This window comes from Pseudomyxococcus flavus, from assembly GCF_050038885.1.
GTDB classification, from domain to species: domain Bacteria; phylum Myxococcota; class Myxococcia; order Myxococcales; family Myxococcaceae; genus Myxococcus; species Myxococcus flavus.
In genome coordinates this window covers 4,713,391-4,730,036 of the sequence record NZ_CP143624.1, presented here as the reverse complement: position 1 = coordinate 4,730,036, position 16,646 = coordinate 4,713,391, and the positions used below count along the sequence as shown (strand labels likewise).

The following is a 16,646-nucleotide window of genomic DNA, read 5'->3' as shown; positions in this document are numbered from 1 at the left end:
CTTTCATGACTCTCGTCGAATTCTTCCGGGCGGCACCCGTGGCGCCGGACATCCTGGCGCCCTCCCTCTGGCTCATCATCGCCCTGCCCCTGCTCGGCGCGTTCATCTGCGGCGTGTTCGGCAAGATGATGGGCCGGGCCAACGTCCAGCTCGTCGCGTGCGCGGCGGTGGCCGGCTCCTTCGTCCTCAGCGTGCTGGCCTTCTGGGCCACCAGCCACTACGACCCGGAGACGAACCGCCTGGCGGCCGTCTTCGCCAACCCGTTCGGGCTCCCGGGCGATGGCGTGCGCTACGCGCTGGCCCACGACTACGGCACCTGGTTCTCGGTGGGTGACTTCCGGGTGAACTTCGGCCTGATGGTGGACCACCTGTCCGGCATCCTGCTGCTCATCATCACCGGCGTCGGCTTCCTCATCCACCTGTACTCCACCAGCTACATGGAGCACGACGCCGCGTACTGGCGGTTCTTCGCGTACCTGAACCTGTTCGTCGCGGCGATGCTGACGCTGGTCCTGGCCGACAACCTCATCCTGCTCTTCGTGGGCTGGGAGGGCGTCGGTATGGCCAGCTACCTGCTGATCGGCTTCTGGTACGACGACCCGGCCAAGGCGTGGGCCGGTCGCAAGGCCTTCGTCACCAACCGCATCGGTGACTTCGCGTTCCTCATCGCCACCTTCCTGCTGGTGCTGATGGTCTCGGCCTACACGCAGCAGGCGAACGCGGCGGACTACAACGGCGCCAACAGCAGCACGCAGCACTACAAGACGGGCCTCGCGGAGAAGGGCCCCGTCACCTTCAAGGGCCTGGAGAAGATGGCCCTGGGGCTGATGGACTCGAACATCGACAAGGTCGACCTGAGCACGCCCATCGAGGCGGGCCCGCTGGCGGGCTACACCTTCGGCGGGGTGATGACGGCGGCCATGCTGCTGTTCCTCCTGGGCGCCGCGGGCAAGAGCGCCCAGCTGCCGCTGTACGTCTGGCTGCCGGACGCCATGGCGGGCCCGACGCCGGTCTCCGCCCTCATCCACGCCGCGACGATGGTCACCGCCGGCGTCTACCTCTTCAGCCGCATGTCCGCGCTGCTGGTGCTGAGCCCCACCGCCATGGCGACCATCGCCATCATCGGCGCGCTCACCTCGCTGCTGGCGGCGCTCATCGCCTTCGCGCAGGACGACATCAAGAAGGTGCTCGCCTACTCCACGGTGTCCCAGCTGGGCATCATGTTCATGGGCGTGGGCATGGGCATCTTCTGGGCGGCCGTGTTCCACCTGATGACGCACGCCTTCTTCAAGGCCTGCCTCTTCCTCGGCGCCGGCAGCGTGATGCACGGCAACGGCGACGAGACGGACATCAAGAAGCTGGGCGGCCTGCGCAAGGAGATGCCCTGGACGTGGGCCACCTTCCTGGTCGCCACCCTGGCCATCACGGGCATCATCCCGCTGTCCGGCTTCTTCTCGAAGGACGCCATCCTCCACGGCGTGCACCACAACCACCTCCAGGGCCTGGAGTGGGTGTCCAGCCTCGTCTACTACCTGGGCCTGCTCATCGCCGCGTCCACGGCCTTCTACATGACGCGCGTGTACCTGCTCACCTTCGAGGGTCCCCGCTCGAAGGAGGCCCGCGTGGCCCACGCCCACGAGAGCGCCTGGCAGATGACCCTGCCGCTGGTGGTGCTGGCGGTGCTGAGCGTCGTCGCCGCGCGGTACGCGTTCGGCATCAACTTCTTCGACATGACGGCGCAGCCGGTGCTGGACAACTTCCTGAGCCCGGTGTTCAGCGCGACCAAGCGCATCACCGACGCCAGCACGCTCGTGCAGCTCGACACCAGCCGTCCGCAGGTCGTCCCGGACTACCTCAAGGCCTGGGCCGTGGCCCTGGCGGGTGGTGGGCTGGCCTTCTACCTGTACCGCGTCTTCTTCCCCGCGCGGGTGGGCCAGCCGGTGCCGGCCTTCGCCCGGGCGGTGCGCCGCACGGCTCAGAACAAGTTCTACGTGGACGAGCTCTATGAGCTGATTGTCATCCGTCCCGTGAAGTTCATGAGCTTCCTCCTCTTCCGCGTGGTGGACGCGCTCGTCATCGACACCGTGGCGGTCCGCGGCACGGCGTGGGTGACGGCCCGCGTTGGCAGCGCGCTCCGCTACGTGCAGTCGGGCGACGCCCAGGCCTACGCCGCCGTGATGGCCATCGCCCTGCTGGGCGGTGTGGTCTACGCCCTCATCCAGGTGATGCAATGAGCTTCCTCGACACCCACCTGCTCAACCTCGTCGTCTTCCTGCCGCTCGTGTTCGCGGCGCTGGTGGCGCTGCTGCCGGCCGGCGAGAACGGCCAGATCCGCACCATCACGTTCATCGGCATGGCCGTGGACCTGGTCTTCGGCGTCTGGGCCTACATGGCGTACGTGCCGGGCGGGCCGGAGTTCCAGCTCGAGTACCGGGCGCGCTGGTTCGACCTGTTCGGCACCAGCTACCACGTGGGCGTGGACGGCCTGGCCGTGAGCCTGCTGCTGCTCACCGTGTTCCTGGGCCCCCTGGTGGTGCTGGCCTCCACCACGTACATCAAGCACCGCATCAAGGAGTTCCACCTCGCGCTGCTGGTGCTCCAGACGACGATGCTGGGCGCGCTGGTGTCGCTGGACGTGCTGCTCTTCTACATCTTCTTCGAGGCCATGCTCATCCCCATGTACCTCCTGGTGGGTGTGTGGGGCGCCGAGGACCGCCAGATGGCGGCGGTGAAGTTCTTCCTCTACACGCTGGCCGGCTCGCTGCTGATGCTGGTGGCCATCATCGCCGTGTACTTCATCAGCGCGCCGGTGGGTGCCCGCTCCTTCGACTACGCGAGCATCTACAACGGCCTGCTGGATGCCAACCGTCAGCTCAGCGCGTGCACCGCGGCGGGCTCGTGTGACTCGCTCACCGGGCTGGCCGCAACGCTGCACACCTGGGGCCCGTGGCTGTTCGCGGCGTTCGCCATCGCGTTCGCCGTCAAGGTCCCCATGTGGCCGCTGCACACCTGGTTGCCGGACGCGCACGTGCAGGCGCCGGTGGCGGGCTCCATGATTCTGGCCGGCGTGACGCTGAAGATGGGCACCTTCGGCTTCTGGCGCTACGCGATTCCCTTCTTCCCGGTGGCCACGCAGCAGGCGCGGCCCTTCCTGGCCACGCTGGCCGTCATCGGCATCGTGTACGGCGCGCTGATGTGCCTGGCGCAGCGGGACATCAAGAAGCTGATTGCGTACTCGTCCGTCAGCCACCTGGGCTACTGCATGCTGGGCATCCTGGCGATTACCGCCGAGGGCGCCACGGGCAGCGCGTACCAGATGCTCAACCACGGCGTGTCCACGGGCGCGCTGTTCCTCCTGTTCGGCTACCTGTACGAGCGGCGCCACTCGCGCCTGATGGCGGACTACGGCGGCATCGCGAAGGTGATGCCGGTGTTCACCGCGGCCTTCGTCATCATCACCTTCTCGTCCATCGCGGTGCCGGGCACCAACGGCTTCATCGGTGAGTTCCTCGTCCTCCTGGGCACCTTCAAGAGCGACCTCGGCGAGGCCGCGGGCAACGCGCACCTGACGGCGGTGTTCGGCGCCTTCGCCACGCTGGGTGTCATCCTGGGCGCGGCCTACATGCTGTGGATGGTGCAGAAGGTGTTCTTCGGCAGCCTCACGCACCGGGAGAACCAGCACCTGACGGACCTGAACCTGCGCGAGGGCCTGTCCGTGCTGCCCTTCATCGTGCTGGTGGCGGTGATGGGCCTGCAGCCGCAGCCCTTCCTGGACCGGCTGGCGCCGTCCACGGACCGCTTCCTGGCCCGAGCCCGCGTGGGCACGCCGGGCGCGCAGTTGCAGGAGAACCATCTCCGGGTGGAGGTGATGCCCCTGCCGTCCGGCCAAGTCGCCGCCGCGCCGTCCGCGCCCGTTCCGCTGGCCGCCGCGCCGGCCGTTCCCTCGCCGCGGCAGTAAGCCGCCTGAGCTTTCGACATGACCCTGCCCAATCTCAGCCTGGCAGACTTCCTCCCGCTGCTGCCCGCCATCATCATGGTGGTGGGTGCCTCCATCCTGCTGCTGTCGGAGGTGTTCCTCTCCTCGACGGCGTCGCGCGCGTACCAGGCGGTGCTCACCGTGGTGACGGCGGTGGCGGCCGGCGCCATGGCGCTGTCGGTGATGTTCGAGCCGCCCCAGGAGGTGATGCTCGGCTTCGGCGTGATGGACCCCTTCTCCAGCTTCCTCACCTTCGTGGTGTGCGTGGGCCTGGCGCTGGCGGCCCTGAGCGCGGTGAGCTTCCTGCGCAAGCGCGGCGCGGAGCGCGGTGAGTTCTACGCGCTGATGCTGTTCGCCGCGGCGGGCATGAGCCTGCTGGCGATGTCCAACGAGCTCATCACCCTCTTCGTCAACATCGAGGTCCTCTCCATCGCCACCTACGCGCTGACGTCGTACCTGCGGCGCGGCACGCGGCCGAGCGAGGCGGGCTTCAAGTACTTCATCCTGGGCGCCTTCTCGTCCGCGGTGCTGCTGTACGGCGCGGCGCTGCTGTACGGTGCCACCGGCACCACCAACCTGACGGCCATGGCGGGCCCGCTGTCCACGGCCCTGTCGTCGCAGCCGGGCCTGGTGTACGCGGGCATCATCCTGGTGGGCGCGGGCTTCGCCTTCAAGGTGGCCGCGGTGCCCTTCCACATGTGGACGCCGGACGTCTACGAGGGCGCGCCGACGCCCGTCACCGCGCTGATGAGCGCGGGCGTGAAGGCGGCCGCCTTCGCGGCGATGGTCCGCGTGTTCTTCATGGTGGGCAAGGGCGTGGACCCGCAGATGCTGCTGGGCCTCTTCTCGGTGCTGGCCTTCCTCACCATGGTGGCGGGCAACCTGCTGGCGATTCCGCAGCGCAACGTGAAGCGCATGCTGGCGTACTCGTCCATTGCCCACGCCGGCTACCTGCTGGTGGGCGTGGCCGCCCTCTTCGTCACCGGGCCGGGCGAGCAGTTCCGCCTGCTGGGGCCCTCCGCCCTGACGGGTGGCACCCCGCTGGACCTGGCCCGCGCGGAGGCGCTGCGCGGCATCCTCTACTACCTGCTGGCCTACACGTTCAGCGCGGTGGGTGCCTTCGCCATCGTCTCCGTCCTGGAGCGCCGCGAGGACGAGGAGAAGGGCACCGCGTGGGACTTGGAGCGCTTCAGCGGGCTGGCGCAGCGCAAGCCGGGCTGGGCCTTCGCGATGGCGGCCTTCATGCTGTCGCTGGGTGGCATCCCGCCGACCATCGGCTTCATGAGCAAGCTGCTCATCTTCCAGGCCGCCGTGGACGCGGGCCTCATCGGCCTCGCCATCGTCGGCGTGCTGTCCAGCGCGGCGGGCGTCTATTACTACCTGCGCGTGGTGGTCTACATGTTCATGCGGCCGGTGCCCGAGGGCGCGCAGACGCTCGAGCGGAGTTGGTCCACCGAGCTGGCGCTGGTGCTGTCCACCGCCGGCGTGGTGGTGCTGGGCATCATCCCCGGCCCCGTCATGGCGTGGCTGGAGCAGGCCAGCAGCATCTTCGGCCAGTAACGCCCCGGTCCTGCCGGCACCCCACGCCCGCCCCGGCTCCGCGCCCGGGCGGGCGTCGTGTTTTCAGGGGCTTCGCCTTCGGTACGAGGCACGTCAGCGGGCCGCATACGGTGGCAGCGAACGCCGGAGCACCTGCGTCTCACGACATGTCAGCACGTCACGCCTGGTGGCGGCGGCTGCCGACGCGCCTGCGCCTCACCGCATGTCAGCGAGCCGCGGCTGGCGGCAACGGGCCGCGAAGCTCCAGCGTCTCGAGTCGCGTCTCCGCTCCAGCCTCGCGCAGCAGGCGTGCCAGCAACGCGTCGTCCGTCACCACGACGTTCATCGAGGACACGCCGTCCCCCACTCGCAGGAAGGCGTCCTCCAGCAACGTCCGGGCATACGCGGGAGACTTCGCGAAGAAGGGAAACAGCACCGGCCCCGAGGCACGTAGGTCCATCATCCCCAGCCAGGGCCGTGACGGCATGCCGGCATCGACGAGCCCCAGCAACTGATGCGAAGCGCGGGTGGCGAAGCGCTCCAGCTTGCCGGGCATCATTCCGAAGGCCGCTGTCAGCGCAGCGCAGTCTTCCAGCAACAATGACACCACCGACACCTCGGTCGGCGAGCTGGGAAGCGCCGCCACCTGCTCGCGCGTCACGCGAAGAGTCGCGGCCTCACGGACACGCTGCATGCCCAGCGACGTGTAGAGCGCGAGCGCGGGTACGTTGTCCCGCTTCACGTTGAGCGTCCACCGTGTGCAACCCTGTGCGCGCAGGTGCTCGGCCACGTGCGTCATCATCCGCCGCCCCAGCCCCTGCCCTCGTGCGGCCGGCGCCACCACCAGCTGGCCCACGTACCCGAGGTCGCCCATGGGCTCCGCCACGGCGTAAGCCCCCACATCGTCCGCGGCTTCCGCGAACAGGGAGTGCCGGGCGAACTCACCGGCCCACACGGACTCGGGGGGTGGAGGGTCATCCACCCCTAGCTCCAGAAAGAGGCGCGAGAAGACCGCATGGTCCTCCGGGCGCCCAGGCCTCACCACCCATTGATTCCGCTGCGGACCCACCGTGGCTTCCTTTCGTCGCGTGCTGGCGAAGCCATCAGACGCGGAAAAGAAGGCGGCCCGACACCCCAAAGAGGTGCCGGGCCGCGGGTCTTCTCAAGGTGACTCACCGGAAGTGCTGAAGGGGTGGGGGGGAACCGCCTTCAGCCTCGCTTCGATGTGTCCCGCGTGTTCCTTTAGCAGTCGCCGTGCCAGTCGCCTCTCAGGGAGAAACTCTAGTTTTCTCAAGCACTTGAAGGACTAGCTGACGATTGCCTTGCCCCGCGGCTCCATTTCAGGGCTGCAATGGCGTTTCATAAGTGAAAAAGGCCAATGATTTCGGCTGGTTTTCTTTTTCACCTATGAACCCGCCCATTTCGGATCTGAATCCACGGCCGCGAGAAAGTTACATAGGTGAGTCTGGCTCCTACCGGAGGGCTACTCCCGCGCCATTTCGCTGGGGGGGCGGAGGTTGAGGCGCTTCATCTTCCGCCACAGCGTGGTGGAGGACACGCCCAGCTCATCCGCGACGCGCGCGAGGTCCACGCCGTGGCGCTCCAGGGCCTGGGTAATCGCGTGACGCTCCGCCTCTTCCACCACCTGGGCCAGGGTGGGCCCGGCCTGGGGCGTGCGCCCCGCCCCCCCACCCTGCCCGTCCGGGACGGCCACACTGGGGGTGCCATGGACGGGCGTGAGGCGGCCCTGCCGCAGCGGGAAGTCCTCGGGGAGCAGCTCGTCGCCCTCGGCGAGCGCGGCGGCCTGCTCCACCAGGTTCTCCAGCTCGCGCACGTTGCCCGGGAAGCTGTAGCCCATCAGGTGCGTCACGGCGGCGGCGGACAGGCGCTTGGGGTTGGGACTGCGGGCGTTTGCCCGCTCCAGGAAGTGCTCCGCCAGGGCGGGCACGTCCTCCAGGCGCTCGCGCAGCGGCGGCACGCGCAGGGCCACGACGTTGAGGCGGTAGTAGAGGTCCTGGCGGAAGCGCTTGTCGCGGACCTCCAGCTCGATGTCGCGGTTGGTGGCGGCGACGATGCGCACGTCCACGCGCAGCGCGGTGGACTCGCCCACGCGACGGACCTCGCCTTCCTGGAGCGCGCGCAGCAGCTTGGACTGGAAGGTGGGGCTCGTCTCGGTCACCTCGTCGATGAAGAGCGTGCCGCCGTCCGCCTCCTCGAAGAGGCCACGGCGGGCCTTCACCGCGCCCGTGAAGGCGCCCTTGGCGTGGCCGAACAGCTCGCTCTCCAGCAGCGATTCACTGATGGCCGCGCAGTTGACGGGGACGAAGGAGCGCGCCTTGCGGCGGCTGTGGGCGTGGAGCGCGCGGGCCACCAGCTCCTTGCCGGTGCCGCTCTCCCCCTGGATGAGGACGGTGGCATCGCTCTGCGCCACGCGCATCAGCCGCGAGGTGAGCTCACGCATGGCGGCGCTGCGGCCCACCAGCGCGGACAGGCCATGGCGCTGGTTGAAGTCGGTGGTGAGGTTGTCCACGTCGCGCAGCAGGCGCGCGCGCTCCAGGGCGCGCTCCACGCGATAGCGCAGCTCGCTCTCCTTGAAGGGCTTGGTGACGTAGTCGTAGGCGCCCAGCCGCATGGCCTCCACCGCGCTCTCGATGGAGCCGAAGGCCGTCATCATGATGACCTGGAGCCGGGGCGCCACCTCCAGCGCGCGCCGCAGCAGCGTGAGCCCGTCCATGGGCTCCATCTTCAGGTCCGTCAGCAGCAGGTCGATGCTGCCGCTCGCCAGCTGGGCCAGGGCCTCCTCGCCCGTGGCGGCCTCGAAGACGGTGTAGTTCTCCGTCCGCAGCAGCAGGGCGGTGGTGGCGCGCATGTTGCACTGATCGTCCACGACGAGGAGCCGACCTCGGCTCGGCGGAGTGTTCGCTTCGGTCATGGGAAGGACGGAGGCTGCGAGAGCGGCAGCCGGAAGGTGAAGGTGGTACCGCGACCGGGGATGCTGTCCACGGCGATTTCGCCCCGGTGCTCCTCGAGGATGCGTCTGACGACGGCGAGGCCCAGGCCGGTCCCCTGGGCCTTGGTGGTGAAGAAGGGTTCGAAGACGCGGTGGAGCAGCTCGGCGGGAATGCCCGGCCCCTGGTCCACCACGTCGATGCGGAGCTGCTCGCGTCCCGCATGGGCCTCACGGCGCGCGCGCACCTGCACCCGCCCGCCCTGCGGCATGGACTGGATGGCGTTGACGGCCACGTTGACCAGCGCCTGCCGGATGAGGCGGCGGTCCATGGGCACCGGCGGCAGCCCGGGCTCCACGTCGGACTCGATGAGAATGGACCGGTCCGCCCCGCCGCCCTGCATCCGCGCCGCCTCCAGCGAGTCCTGGAGCACGCGCCCCAAATCCTCCTGCTGGAGCACCGGGTCCCTGGGCCGCGTGTAGTCCAGCAGGTCGCCGACGATGCGGTTGAGGCGGTCGCTCTCCTCGCCCAGGATGTCCAGCAGCATGGCCGCGTCCCCGCCCGGCGCCAGCAGCCGGCGCAGCGAGGCCACCGCGTTGAAGATGACGCCCAGCGGGTTGCGCACCTCGTGGGCCACAATCGCGGACAGCTCGCCCAATGCGGCCAGGCGCTCGCGCTTCACCATCTCCGCGCGGGTGGCGGCCAGCTCCGCGTAGCTGGCCCACAGCGACTCGTACAGGCGCGCGTTGGCGATGGACAGCGCGAGCTGGCCACACGTGGCCTCCGCGAGCTCAATCAACTCGGGCCCGAAGGTGCGCGGCCCCCGCGTGTCATCCACGACCACCACGCCGATGAGCTCCTCGCGCGACGTCAGCGGCAGCGCGAGCAGCGCCTTCTCGTCGAAGCGGCGCACGAGCTCCGGCGTGAGTCCCCCCTCCACCGCGCCCACGTCCTCCACGGCGATGGGCCGGCGCTCGCGAGCCACCCGCGCCGACAGCCCGTCCCCGTGAAGGGGCAGCACCACCGTGCGGAAGAAATCGCGGTGCGCGATGGACGCCGCGGCGCCCCGGAGCAGCCGGGCGCTCTCGTCGTAGAGGAGGATGTAGCAGTTGGACACGTCCAGCAGGCGGACGAGGAAGTCCGCGGCCACGTCCAGGATGCTCGACGTCTCCAGCACACCCGACGTGGTGCGCGCCAGGTCCAGCAGCAGGCGCGTCTCCGTGAGCTGCCGGGCGGACTCGGTGCGCAGGCGGCGCTGCTCCAGCAGCGCCACCAGCAGCTCGGACAGCGTGCCCAGCAGCCGCAAGTCCCTCTCGGCGAAGGGCCGCCCCGGCGCGCGAAGCACCTGGAGCGCGCCGCACACCTCTCCACCGCGCGTCAGGCACACCGCCGCGCCCGCCCCCAGCCGGCCACCGGACAGCTCCGCCAGGGCCGCGTCCTGCGCGGGCGAGGACAACGTCCCCTCCGTGCCGCCCACCAGCACGGCCGTGAGGCACCGGGCGTCCGCGACGTCCTTCAGGCCCACGTGGGAGGACAGCATCAGCGAGCCGTCCGGGGGCACTGAGACATGCAGGGCCGCGGCGTCCGCCTGGAGCAGGGTCGCGACGCGCTCCAGGAAGTCCTCCTGCGAGGGCGGCGAGGGCTGCGCGACGAAGCGCGCCATCCGAGACACCGCCTCCAGCTCCCAGCGGCTGCGCGCGCTGTCCGCCTGCACACGCGCGTCCGTCAGCGCGGCCCCCACGACCTTGGCGAAGAGCATCAGCACCGAGCCGTGCCGCGACGCCACCCACTGTCCCTCCACCCACAGCACCTCGGCCTGCGGGCCGCCCACCGGCAGGTAGACATGGCTGGGCGCGGACTGCTCGGCCCCCCCGAACACGGGGCGCCCGTCCGCGAGCGACTCCAGGCCCAGGTGCGCGTCCGCGGGCAGCGGCGCACCGTCCCGGGCCAGCAGGCCCTCGCCCTCCCAGCGCAGCAGCCGGGCCCGGAAGCCCGCGGCCTCCAGCCCCTTCAGGGCGACGCGGCGCACCGCGTCCTCGGAGTGCGCGGCGACGAGCCCCGCGGACGTCTCCACGAGCCGCTCGGCCACCGACATCTCCGGGGGACGGCCCTCCACGGGCAGGCAGTTGAGCAGCAGCGCGGAGCCGCCGTGCTCCAGCTCGAGGCGGGAGGTGAAGACGGCCACCTCGCGCGTGACGCCATCCGAGCACGGCACCTGGAACAGCTGCGAGCTCGCGTCGAGCGGCGCTCCGGCCGCCACGCGCCGGTAGCGCTCGACCAGGCGGCTGCGGTCCTCCGGCTGGACGAAGTCCATGACGGAGCGGCCCTCCACCTGCGCCCGCGACAGGCCGAGCAGCGCGACATATGCGTCGTTGGCGACGAGCACGCGTTCGTCCGCCACCACCAGCACGGGGTTGCGGAACGGCTCGATGAGGACGCGAAGGTCCGCCTCGCTGTAGCGCTTCGTACTCATCCGCGACGCAGCACCCGCTTCTCTCCCACCCGGAGCGTCACCTTCTCCCGGTCGAAGTATTCGGACAGAGGGATGACGAACTTGCGGCTTTGCCCCACCATCTCCTTGAAGTCCTGGGTGGTAATCTCCTTCTTCTCACGCAGGTGGGCAACCAGGCGCTCGCGCAGGGCCGCCAGCGCCCGGGCCTCGAACCAGAGGCCCTCCGCGACGCGCACCACCGCGCCTTCCGCCACCAGGACGCCCAGCAGCTCGCGCAGCCGGGCGCCGGGCAGTTGGAGCCGCTGCTCCAGCTCGGTGAGCGTGGGGGGCGCCAGACCCGCGGCGGACAGCTCCGCCGCTAGCCGCGTGCGGGCGGCGTTCTCCCCCAGGGTCAGCGTGCGGCCCCGTCCCTTGAGGCGGACCACGTCCCGCTCCAGCTCCACCCGGCCTCCTTCCACCAGGGCCTGCAACACGCGCTGGAAGGTCCGCGCATCCAGCGCCGGCGACAACCGCTGGCGCAGCTCCTCGCGGGACAGGCCGTCACGCAGGGGCTCGCGCTCGTGGAACGTGGCCAGCAACGACAGCGCCCGGCCCTGCAAGCCCTCGAAGACGTCTCCAGAGACGTACAGCCGCCGCTCCCGGTCGATGAGCAGCGCGCCGCCTCGCGCCCCCAGAAGCTCCAGCGCACGGGTGAGCCCCCGGGGTGCCAGCGCCGAGCGGCCGAACAACTCCGGCTGCGTCAGCCCGCGATAACCGGCCTGCCGCAGCAGCCAGGCCACCTGCCCTACCGGGTCCGCCTCCAGCAAGGGCGCCACCACCGCCGCGCCGCCCTTGCGTCGCCGCGGTGGCGCGATGGAGAGGATGCGGCCCCCCGCCACCGTGGCACCGCGTCCCGGCAACGCCCGCGCCCCGCGCAGGATGAAGCGCTGGCCCACCAGCGCGCCCACGGGCGAGGCCAGCCGCAACTGCGCCAGCGTCGTCTCACCGGGCTCCAGGCGCTCCACGTCCAGCAGCGCCACCGTGGCCTCCACCTGCGCGGTGCCCAGGTGCAGCAGCAGCTTCGAGCGGCGCGGCAGCGCAGCGGGCGCCGCGGGCAGCAGCGTCAGCGCGACATCCAGCATCCGCGTCTCCGGCAGCTCGCCCGCGCGCACCAGCACCATGCCCCGGTGCAGCGCCTCCGGCTCCACGCCGGTGAGGTTCACCGCCGCGCGCTGCCCCGCCGCCACGCTGGACACGGCCGCCCCGTGGCGCTGCACGCCTCGCACCCGCAGCGGCCCCGGCAGCCCTGGCAGGAGGGACACCGCGTCATCCACCGCCAGCGCACCCGACAGCAGCGTGCCCGTCACCACCGTGCCAAAGCCCTTGATGGTGAAGACGCGATCCACGGGGAGGAAGGTCGGCCCCTCCGACGGGCGCTCGGGCAGCGCCGCGGCGGCCCGGGTGAGCGCGGCGCGCAGCGCGTCCAGGCCCTCCCCCGACCGGGCGGAGCACGCCACCACCGGCGCCTGCTCCAGGAAGGTGCCCGCCGTGAGCGCGGCCAGGTCCGCCTCCACCAGCGCGCGCCACTCCGGCCCCAGCTCCGCCAGCGTGTCCGACTTGGTGAGGGCAATCACGCCCGCCCTCACGCCCAGCAGCCGGCAGATGTCCAGGTGCTCGCGCGTCTGGGGCATCACGCCCTCGTCCGCGGCCACCACCAGCACCGCCAGGTCCACGCCGCCCGCGCCGGCGGCCATGGCCTTCACGAAGCGCTCGTGCCCCGGCACGTCCACCACCCCCGCCACGCTGCCGTCATCCAGCGTCAGGTGGGCGAAGCCCAGCTCCAGGGTGATGCCGCGGCGCTTCTCCTCCTTCAGCCGGTCGGTGTCGATGCCGGTGAGCACCTTCACCAGGGACGTCTTGCCATGGTCGATGTGGCCCGCCGTCCCGATAATCATGGCGTCATCGCGCCAAGGCCCATGCGCCTATGCGCCTGCCTTGTCCGGGTCCTCGTCGAAGCGCGCGTCGCCCGTGGAGGGCTCGTAATCCCAGGGGAAGACGATGAGCGCGGCGGTGGAGAGCGCGGAGTAGTCCGGCGAGAAGCCCCCGGGCTTCGTCACGAGGCACGCGGTGGCCACCTTCTTCGCGCCCACCTCGCGCGCCAGCGCGGTGGCCAGCTCCAGCGTGTCGCCGCTGGACGCCACGTCGTCCACAATCAACACGCGGCGGCCCTTCAGCTCGGCGGGCATCTCCCCGCTGAGCTGCGGCGACTTCGACGTGCGCGGCGCCGCGCTGCCCCGGTCCCGGCTTCTGCGGCTGATGCGCACGGGGAAGAACTGACAGCCGAGCGCCCCCGCCAGCGCGCCGCCCACGAAGACGCCGCCGTGGGCCACGCCCACCACCACCTGCGGCTCGAAGGTCTCCTGGATGGAGCCGGCCAGCTGCTGCACGGCCCGGTCGAACTCCTTCCAGGACAGCTCCTTCACGCCCGCGGACGAGGCGCGGCCCTTCGACTGGTCCTTGCCTGTCGGCTGCCGCGGCGCTTCCACCTGCGGCGCCAGCACCAGGTCATCGGGGATGGAGACGAGCTTCTCCGCCCGCATCCGAGACGACGTCGGCGCGGGGGACTTCTTCGAGGAGGCCTTCTCGGTGGGCTTGCTCTGGCCCGGGGCCTTGGGCCCGGGCGCTGCCCGCTTGGTCGCCACGGCGGTGAACTCCGGCTGGGGTGTGTGCGGCCCCGTCATACTCCGAGGGCCGCACGGTGGCCACATCCGGCCACACCCATTCAGGTGACACTGTCACGTGGCGACACACGCACGGCGCGCCGGGACGCTCAGGCGGACAGCCGCTCCTCGACCATCCGGTCCGCCACCTGCTCGGGACGGAGCCCGGACTCCTTCGCCCGCGTCAGCACCGTGTCGATGGTGTCGAAGATGTGGGACGCCCGCGCGTACGCCTTCTCCCGGTCATACCCCGCCCACTCCTGGGCCACGTTGATGAGGCCGCCGGCGTTGGCCGCGTAGTCGGGCACGTAGAGGATGCCGCGCCGGGCCAGCTGCTCGCCGTGACGCGTGGTGAGGAGCTGGTTGTTGGCCGCGCCACACACCGCCTTGACGTTCAGCAGCGGCAGGGTGGCGTCGTTGATGGCGCCGCCCAGCGCGCACGGCGCGAAGATGTCCGCCTCCATCCGATGCAGTGCGTCGGCGTCCACCGCGGTGGCGCCGTACTGCGTCACGGCGTGCTGCACGCTGGCGGGATTGATGTCACTGACCCACACGCGGGCGCCGCGCTGGTGCAGCTCCTTCACCAGATACATGCCCACGTGGCCCACGCCCAGCACGGTGACGCGCAGGCCCTTCAGGTCCGGGCTGCCGAACAGGTGCTTCGCGGTGGCCTCCATGGCCCGGGCAACACCATACGCCGTCACCGGCGACGGGTCCCCGCTGCGCTCCTTCAGGCCAACGACATACTTCGTGTGCTGGCGCACGTGCTCCATGTCGTCGGGGCTGGTGCCGCTGTCCTCGGTGGTGATGTAGCGCCCACCGAGCGACTCCACCGCGCGGCCAAAGGACTCGAAAAGCTTTGCACGGTCGAAATCGCCGCGCGGCAGCATGATGACGGCCTTGCCGCCTCCGTGCGGCAGCCCGGCGAGCGCGGCCTTGTATGTCATTCCGCGCGCCAGACGGAGCGCGTCCGCGACGGCCTCCTCCTCGCTCGTATAGGTCGCCAGCGCGCGGGTGCCGCCCAGCCCGGGGCCGAGCCGCGTGTTGTGCATGCCCACGATGGCACGCAGGCCCGTCTTGGAGTCGCTCAAAAGGTGGACGGCCTCGTAGCCGCCCTCCAGCAGTTGCGTGAAGTAGCTCATGGCGCGCGGCAAGTATCGTCGCGCCCCGGCCAAGTCAAATAGCGCCGCGCTCCAGCATCCCGCGGATTTCATCGCCAGGAATGACATACCGCGTCGTGCAGAACTGGCACGTCGCCTCCGCCTGCCCTTCCTTCTCCAGCAGGTCCGTCAGCTCCTCACGGCCCATGGCGAGCAGCGCGCGCAGCACCCGGTCCTTGCTGCACGAACAACCAAAGCGCAGCGGGTACCGCGACATCACCTCGAAGTCGGGCTCCGGCATCAGCGCGCGCAGCACCGCTGACGCACCGGCCGCGCCATGCGCCTGGAGCGCGGGCGCGAAGTCCCGGCGGAGCCGCTCGCCCAGCGCCGCGAAGGCGTCCATGTCACCGCCCGGCAGCGGCTGCACGAGCAGGCCGGCGACGCGGCCCAGGGGCTCGGCGGCTCCGCCTTCCGGCAGCTGCGCCAGCAGCACGTGGGACGGCACCTGGTCGGACTGGCGGAAGTAGCGCTCCAGGTCCGCCGCCAGGTCGAAGGCCTCCAGCTCCACCGCGGAGCGGTAGTACTCACCGCCGCCCAAATCCCGCAGCACGGACAGGAAGCCCTTGTTCCCCAGCACGGGGCGCCAGTGATACTGGCCGTCGGCGCCGGCGTACTCCACGTGGGTGTTCTTCACGTACCCGCGGACGAGCCCGGAGGTGTCCCCGTCCACGAAGAGGCCGCGCAGCGGCCCGTCGCACTCCAACTGGATGTTGATGCGCGAGTCGTTCTTCTGCAGGACCCCCAGCAGGGCCGCGGCGGTGAGGGCCTGCGACAGGAGCACGGCGGCGGCGGGCGCGGTGCCATGGGTGGCCCGCGCCTGGCGCGACAGCTCCGTGGTGGAGGCGAGCACCACGCGCAGGTCCGTCTTCTTCAACAATCCACTGACAAGCTCGTCGGACATATCGGTGGCAACTAGCGTGCCCGAGGCCGCATTGCGCGCCAACGGCAGAAGGCGGGAGCCCCACCGCCCGCCGGGCGGGCAGCAGTGGGGCCCGGGGTGACGCATAAGGTCAGCCTTATGCCTCCGTGTGGGTGTGCTGGCATGCCGGGATGCGGAAGAAATCCAGCCCTGGCACTGGAACGGCTATAACCCGCCGTCCGACTGTCACCTGCCCTCGACCGTGGACGCGGCAAGACGCCCGCGCGCCGCCGCTGGAGATTCGATGAGCACCCAAGCCGCTGCCGCTGTAGAAACGAAGACACCGCTCCTCAAGTCCCGCCTGGGCTCGTTCCTCGCGGTGGTGCCCCTTTCCATCTGGGTCGTCAACCACCTGTGGGACAACCTCTCCGCGTTCAACGGCGCGGACGCCTGGCAGAACGCGGTGACGGGCTACGCCAACCCGTTCTCCCAGGTCTTCACATTCATCATCGTCCTGCTGCCCCTGCTGATGCACACCGGCTGGGGGCTCGTGCGGCTGTTCAGCTTCAAGCCGAACAACGTCCGCTACAACAACTACGGCAACCTCAAGTACCTCCTCCAGCGCCTGAGCGCGGTGGGCGTGCTCCTCTTCCTGGGCGCCCACATCTGGCTGGCCTTCCTCCAGCCCCGGCTGATGCTGGGTCACCCGGAGGCCTTCGCGGACATCGCCCGGGAAATGCACCACCACACGCCCACCCTCATCGTCTACCTGCTGGGCACGCTGGGCACCTCGTACCACCTGGCCAACGGCCTCCAGGGCTTCGCCATGGGCTGGGGCCTGCTCGCCAGCGAGCGCTCCATGCGCCGGTTCGAGCCGGTGGTCATCATCCTGTTCCTGGTGCTGACGGCCATGAGCTGGGCGGTCATCTACGCGCTCTACAACGCGGGCGCCGCCTTCAGCCCCGTGGGCGCCACCCCTCCGTGACGCCATGCCCCGGTGCCACGCGCGCCGG

General features: G+C 70.4%; 11 protein-coding genes. 4 read left to right on the top strand and 7 right to left on the bottom strand.

What is annotated here, in order from left to right; translation table 11 throughout:
• Positions 1–5 precede the first annotated feature (5 nt).
• The 3 genes from nuoL to VZL07_RS19770 are packed head-to-tail and all read left to right on the top strand — an operon-like array spanning position 6 to position 5,536.
• A complete protein-coding gene (gene nuoL, locus VZL07_RS19780; RefSeq protein ID WP_426757176.1) occupies positions 6–2,234 on the top strand; it encodes an NADH-quinone oxidoreductase subunit L in 2,229 nt (742 codons plus the stop codon).
• On the top strand, positions 2,231–3,958 hold the full coding sequence (locus tag VZL07_RS19775) for a complex I subunit 4 family protein (RefSeq protein WP_426757175.1): 1,728 nt from the start codon (positions 2,231–2,233) through the stop codon (positions 3,956–3,958). The genes nuoL and VZL07_RS19775 overlap by 4 nt, the downstream gene beginning before the upstream one ends.
• An 18-nt stretch (positions 3,959–3,976) precedes the next feature.
• Complete coding sequence (locus tag VZL07_RS19770; RefSeq protein WP_426757174.1) at positions 3,977–5,536, top strand: NADH-quinone oxidoreductase subunit N; 1,560 nt, start codon at positions 3,977–3,979, stop codon at positions 5,534–5,536.
• 205 nt (positions 5,537–5,741) lie between these two features.
• Here the strand turns inward: VZL07_RS19770 and VZL07_RS19765 are convergent, their stop codons facing one another.
• The 7 genes from VZL07_RS19765 to VZL07_RS19735 all read right to left on the bottom strand — a co-directional run bounded on the left by VZL07_RS19765 (position 5,742) and on the right by VZL07_RS19735 (position 15,675).
• Complete coding sequence (locus VZL07_RS19765) at positions 5,742–6,497, bottom strand: GNAT family N-acetyltransferase (RefSeq protein ID WP_426757173.1); 756 nt, start codon at positions 6,495–6,497, stop codon at positions 5,742–5,744.
• A gap of 501 nt (positions 6,498–6,998) precedes the next feature.
• Positions 6,999–8,447: a sigma-54-dependent transcriptional regulator gene (locus VZL07_RS19760; protein ID WP_426757172.1), complete on the bottom strand. Its 1,449-nt coding sequence runs from the start codon at positions 8,445–8,447 to the stop codon at positions 6,999–7,001.
• Positions 8,444–10,936, bottom strand: a complete 2,493-nt coding sequence (locus VZL07_RS19755; protein ID WP_426757171.1) for an ATP-binding protein — start codon at positions 10,934–10,936, stop codon at positions 8,444–8,446. The genes VZL07_RS19760 and VZL07_RS19755 overlap by 4 nt, the downstream gene beginning before the upstream one ends.
• Positions 10,933–12,849, bottom strand: a complete 1,917-nt coding sequence (gene selB, locus VZL07_RS19750) for a selenocysteine-specific translation elongation factor (protein ID WP_426757170.1) — start codon at positions 12,847–12,849, stop codon at positions 10,933–10,935. The genes VZL07_RS19755 and selB overlap by 4 nt, the downstream gene beginning before the upstream one ends.
• Before the next feature lie 27 nt (positions 12,850–12,876).
• On the bottom strand, positions 12,877–13,662 hold the full coding sequence (locus tag VZL07_RS19745; protein WP_426757168.1) for a phosphoribosyltransferase: 786 nt from the start codon (positions 13,660–13,662) through the stop codon (positions 12,877–12,879).
• A 62-nt stretch (positions 13,663–13,724) separates the two neighbouring features.
• Entirely contained in the window at positions 13,725–14,756 is a 1,032-nt protein-coding gene (locus VZL07_RS19740; RefSeq protein WP_426757166.1) for a Leu/Phe/Val dehydrogenase, read from the bottom strand.
• Between the two features lie 34 nt (positions 14,757–14,790).
• Positions 14,791–15,675 carry an Hsp33 family molecular chaperone HslO gene (locus VZL07_RS19735; RefSeq protein ID WP_426757165.1) on the bottom strand — a complete coding sequence of 295 codons (885 nt, stop codon included), beginning with the start codon at positions 15,673–15,675 and terminating at the stop codon, positions 14,791–14,793.
• Between the two features lie 262 nt (positions 15,676–15,937).
• On the opposite strand from VZL07_RS19735, the gene VZL07_RS19730 reads away from it, so the two are divergent.
• Positions 15,938–16,618 carry a succinate dehydrogenase gene (locus VZL07_RS19730; protein WP_426757164.1) on the top strand — a complete coding sequence of 227 codons (681 nt, stop codon included), beginning with the start codon at positions 15,938–15,940 and terminating at the stop codon, positions 16,616–16,618.
• Positions 16,619–16,646 lie beyond the last annotated feature (28 nt).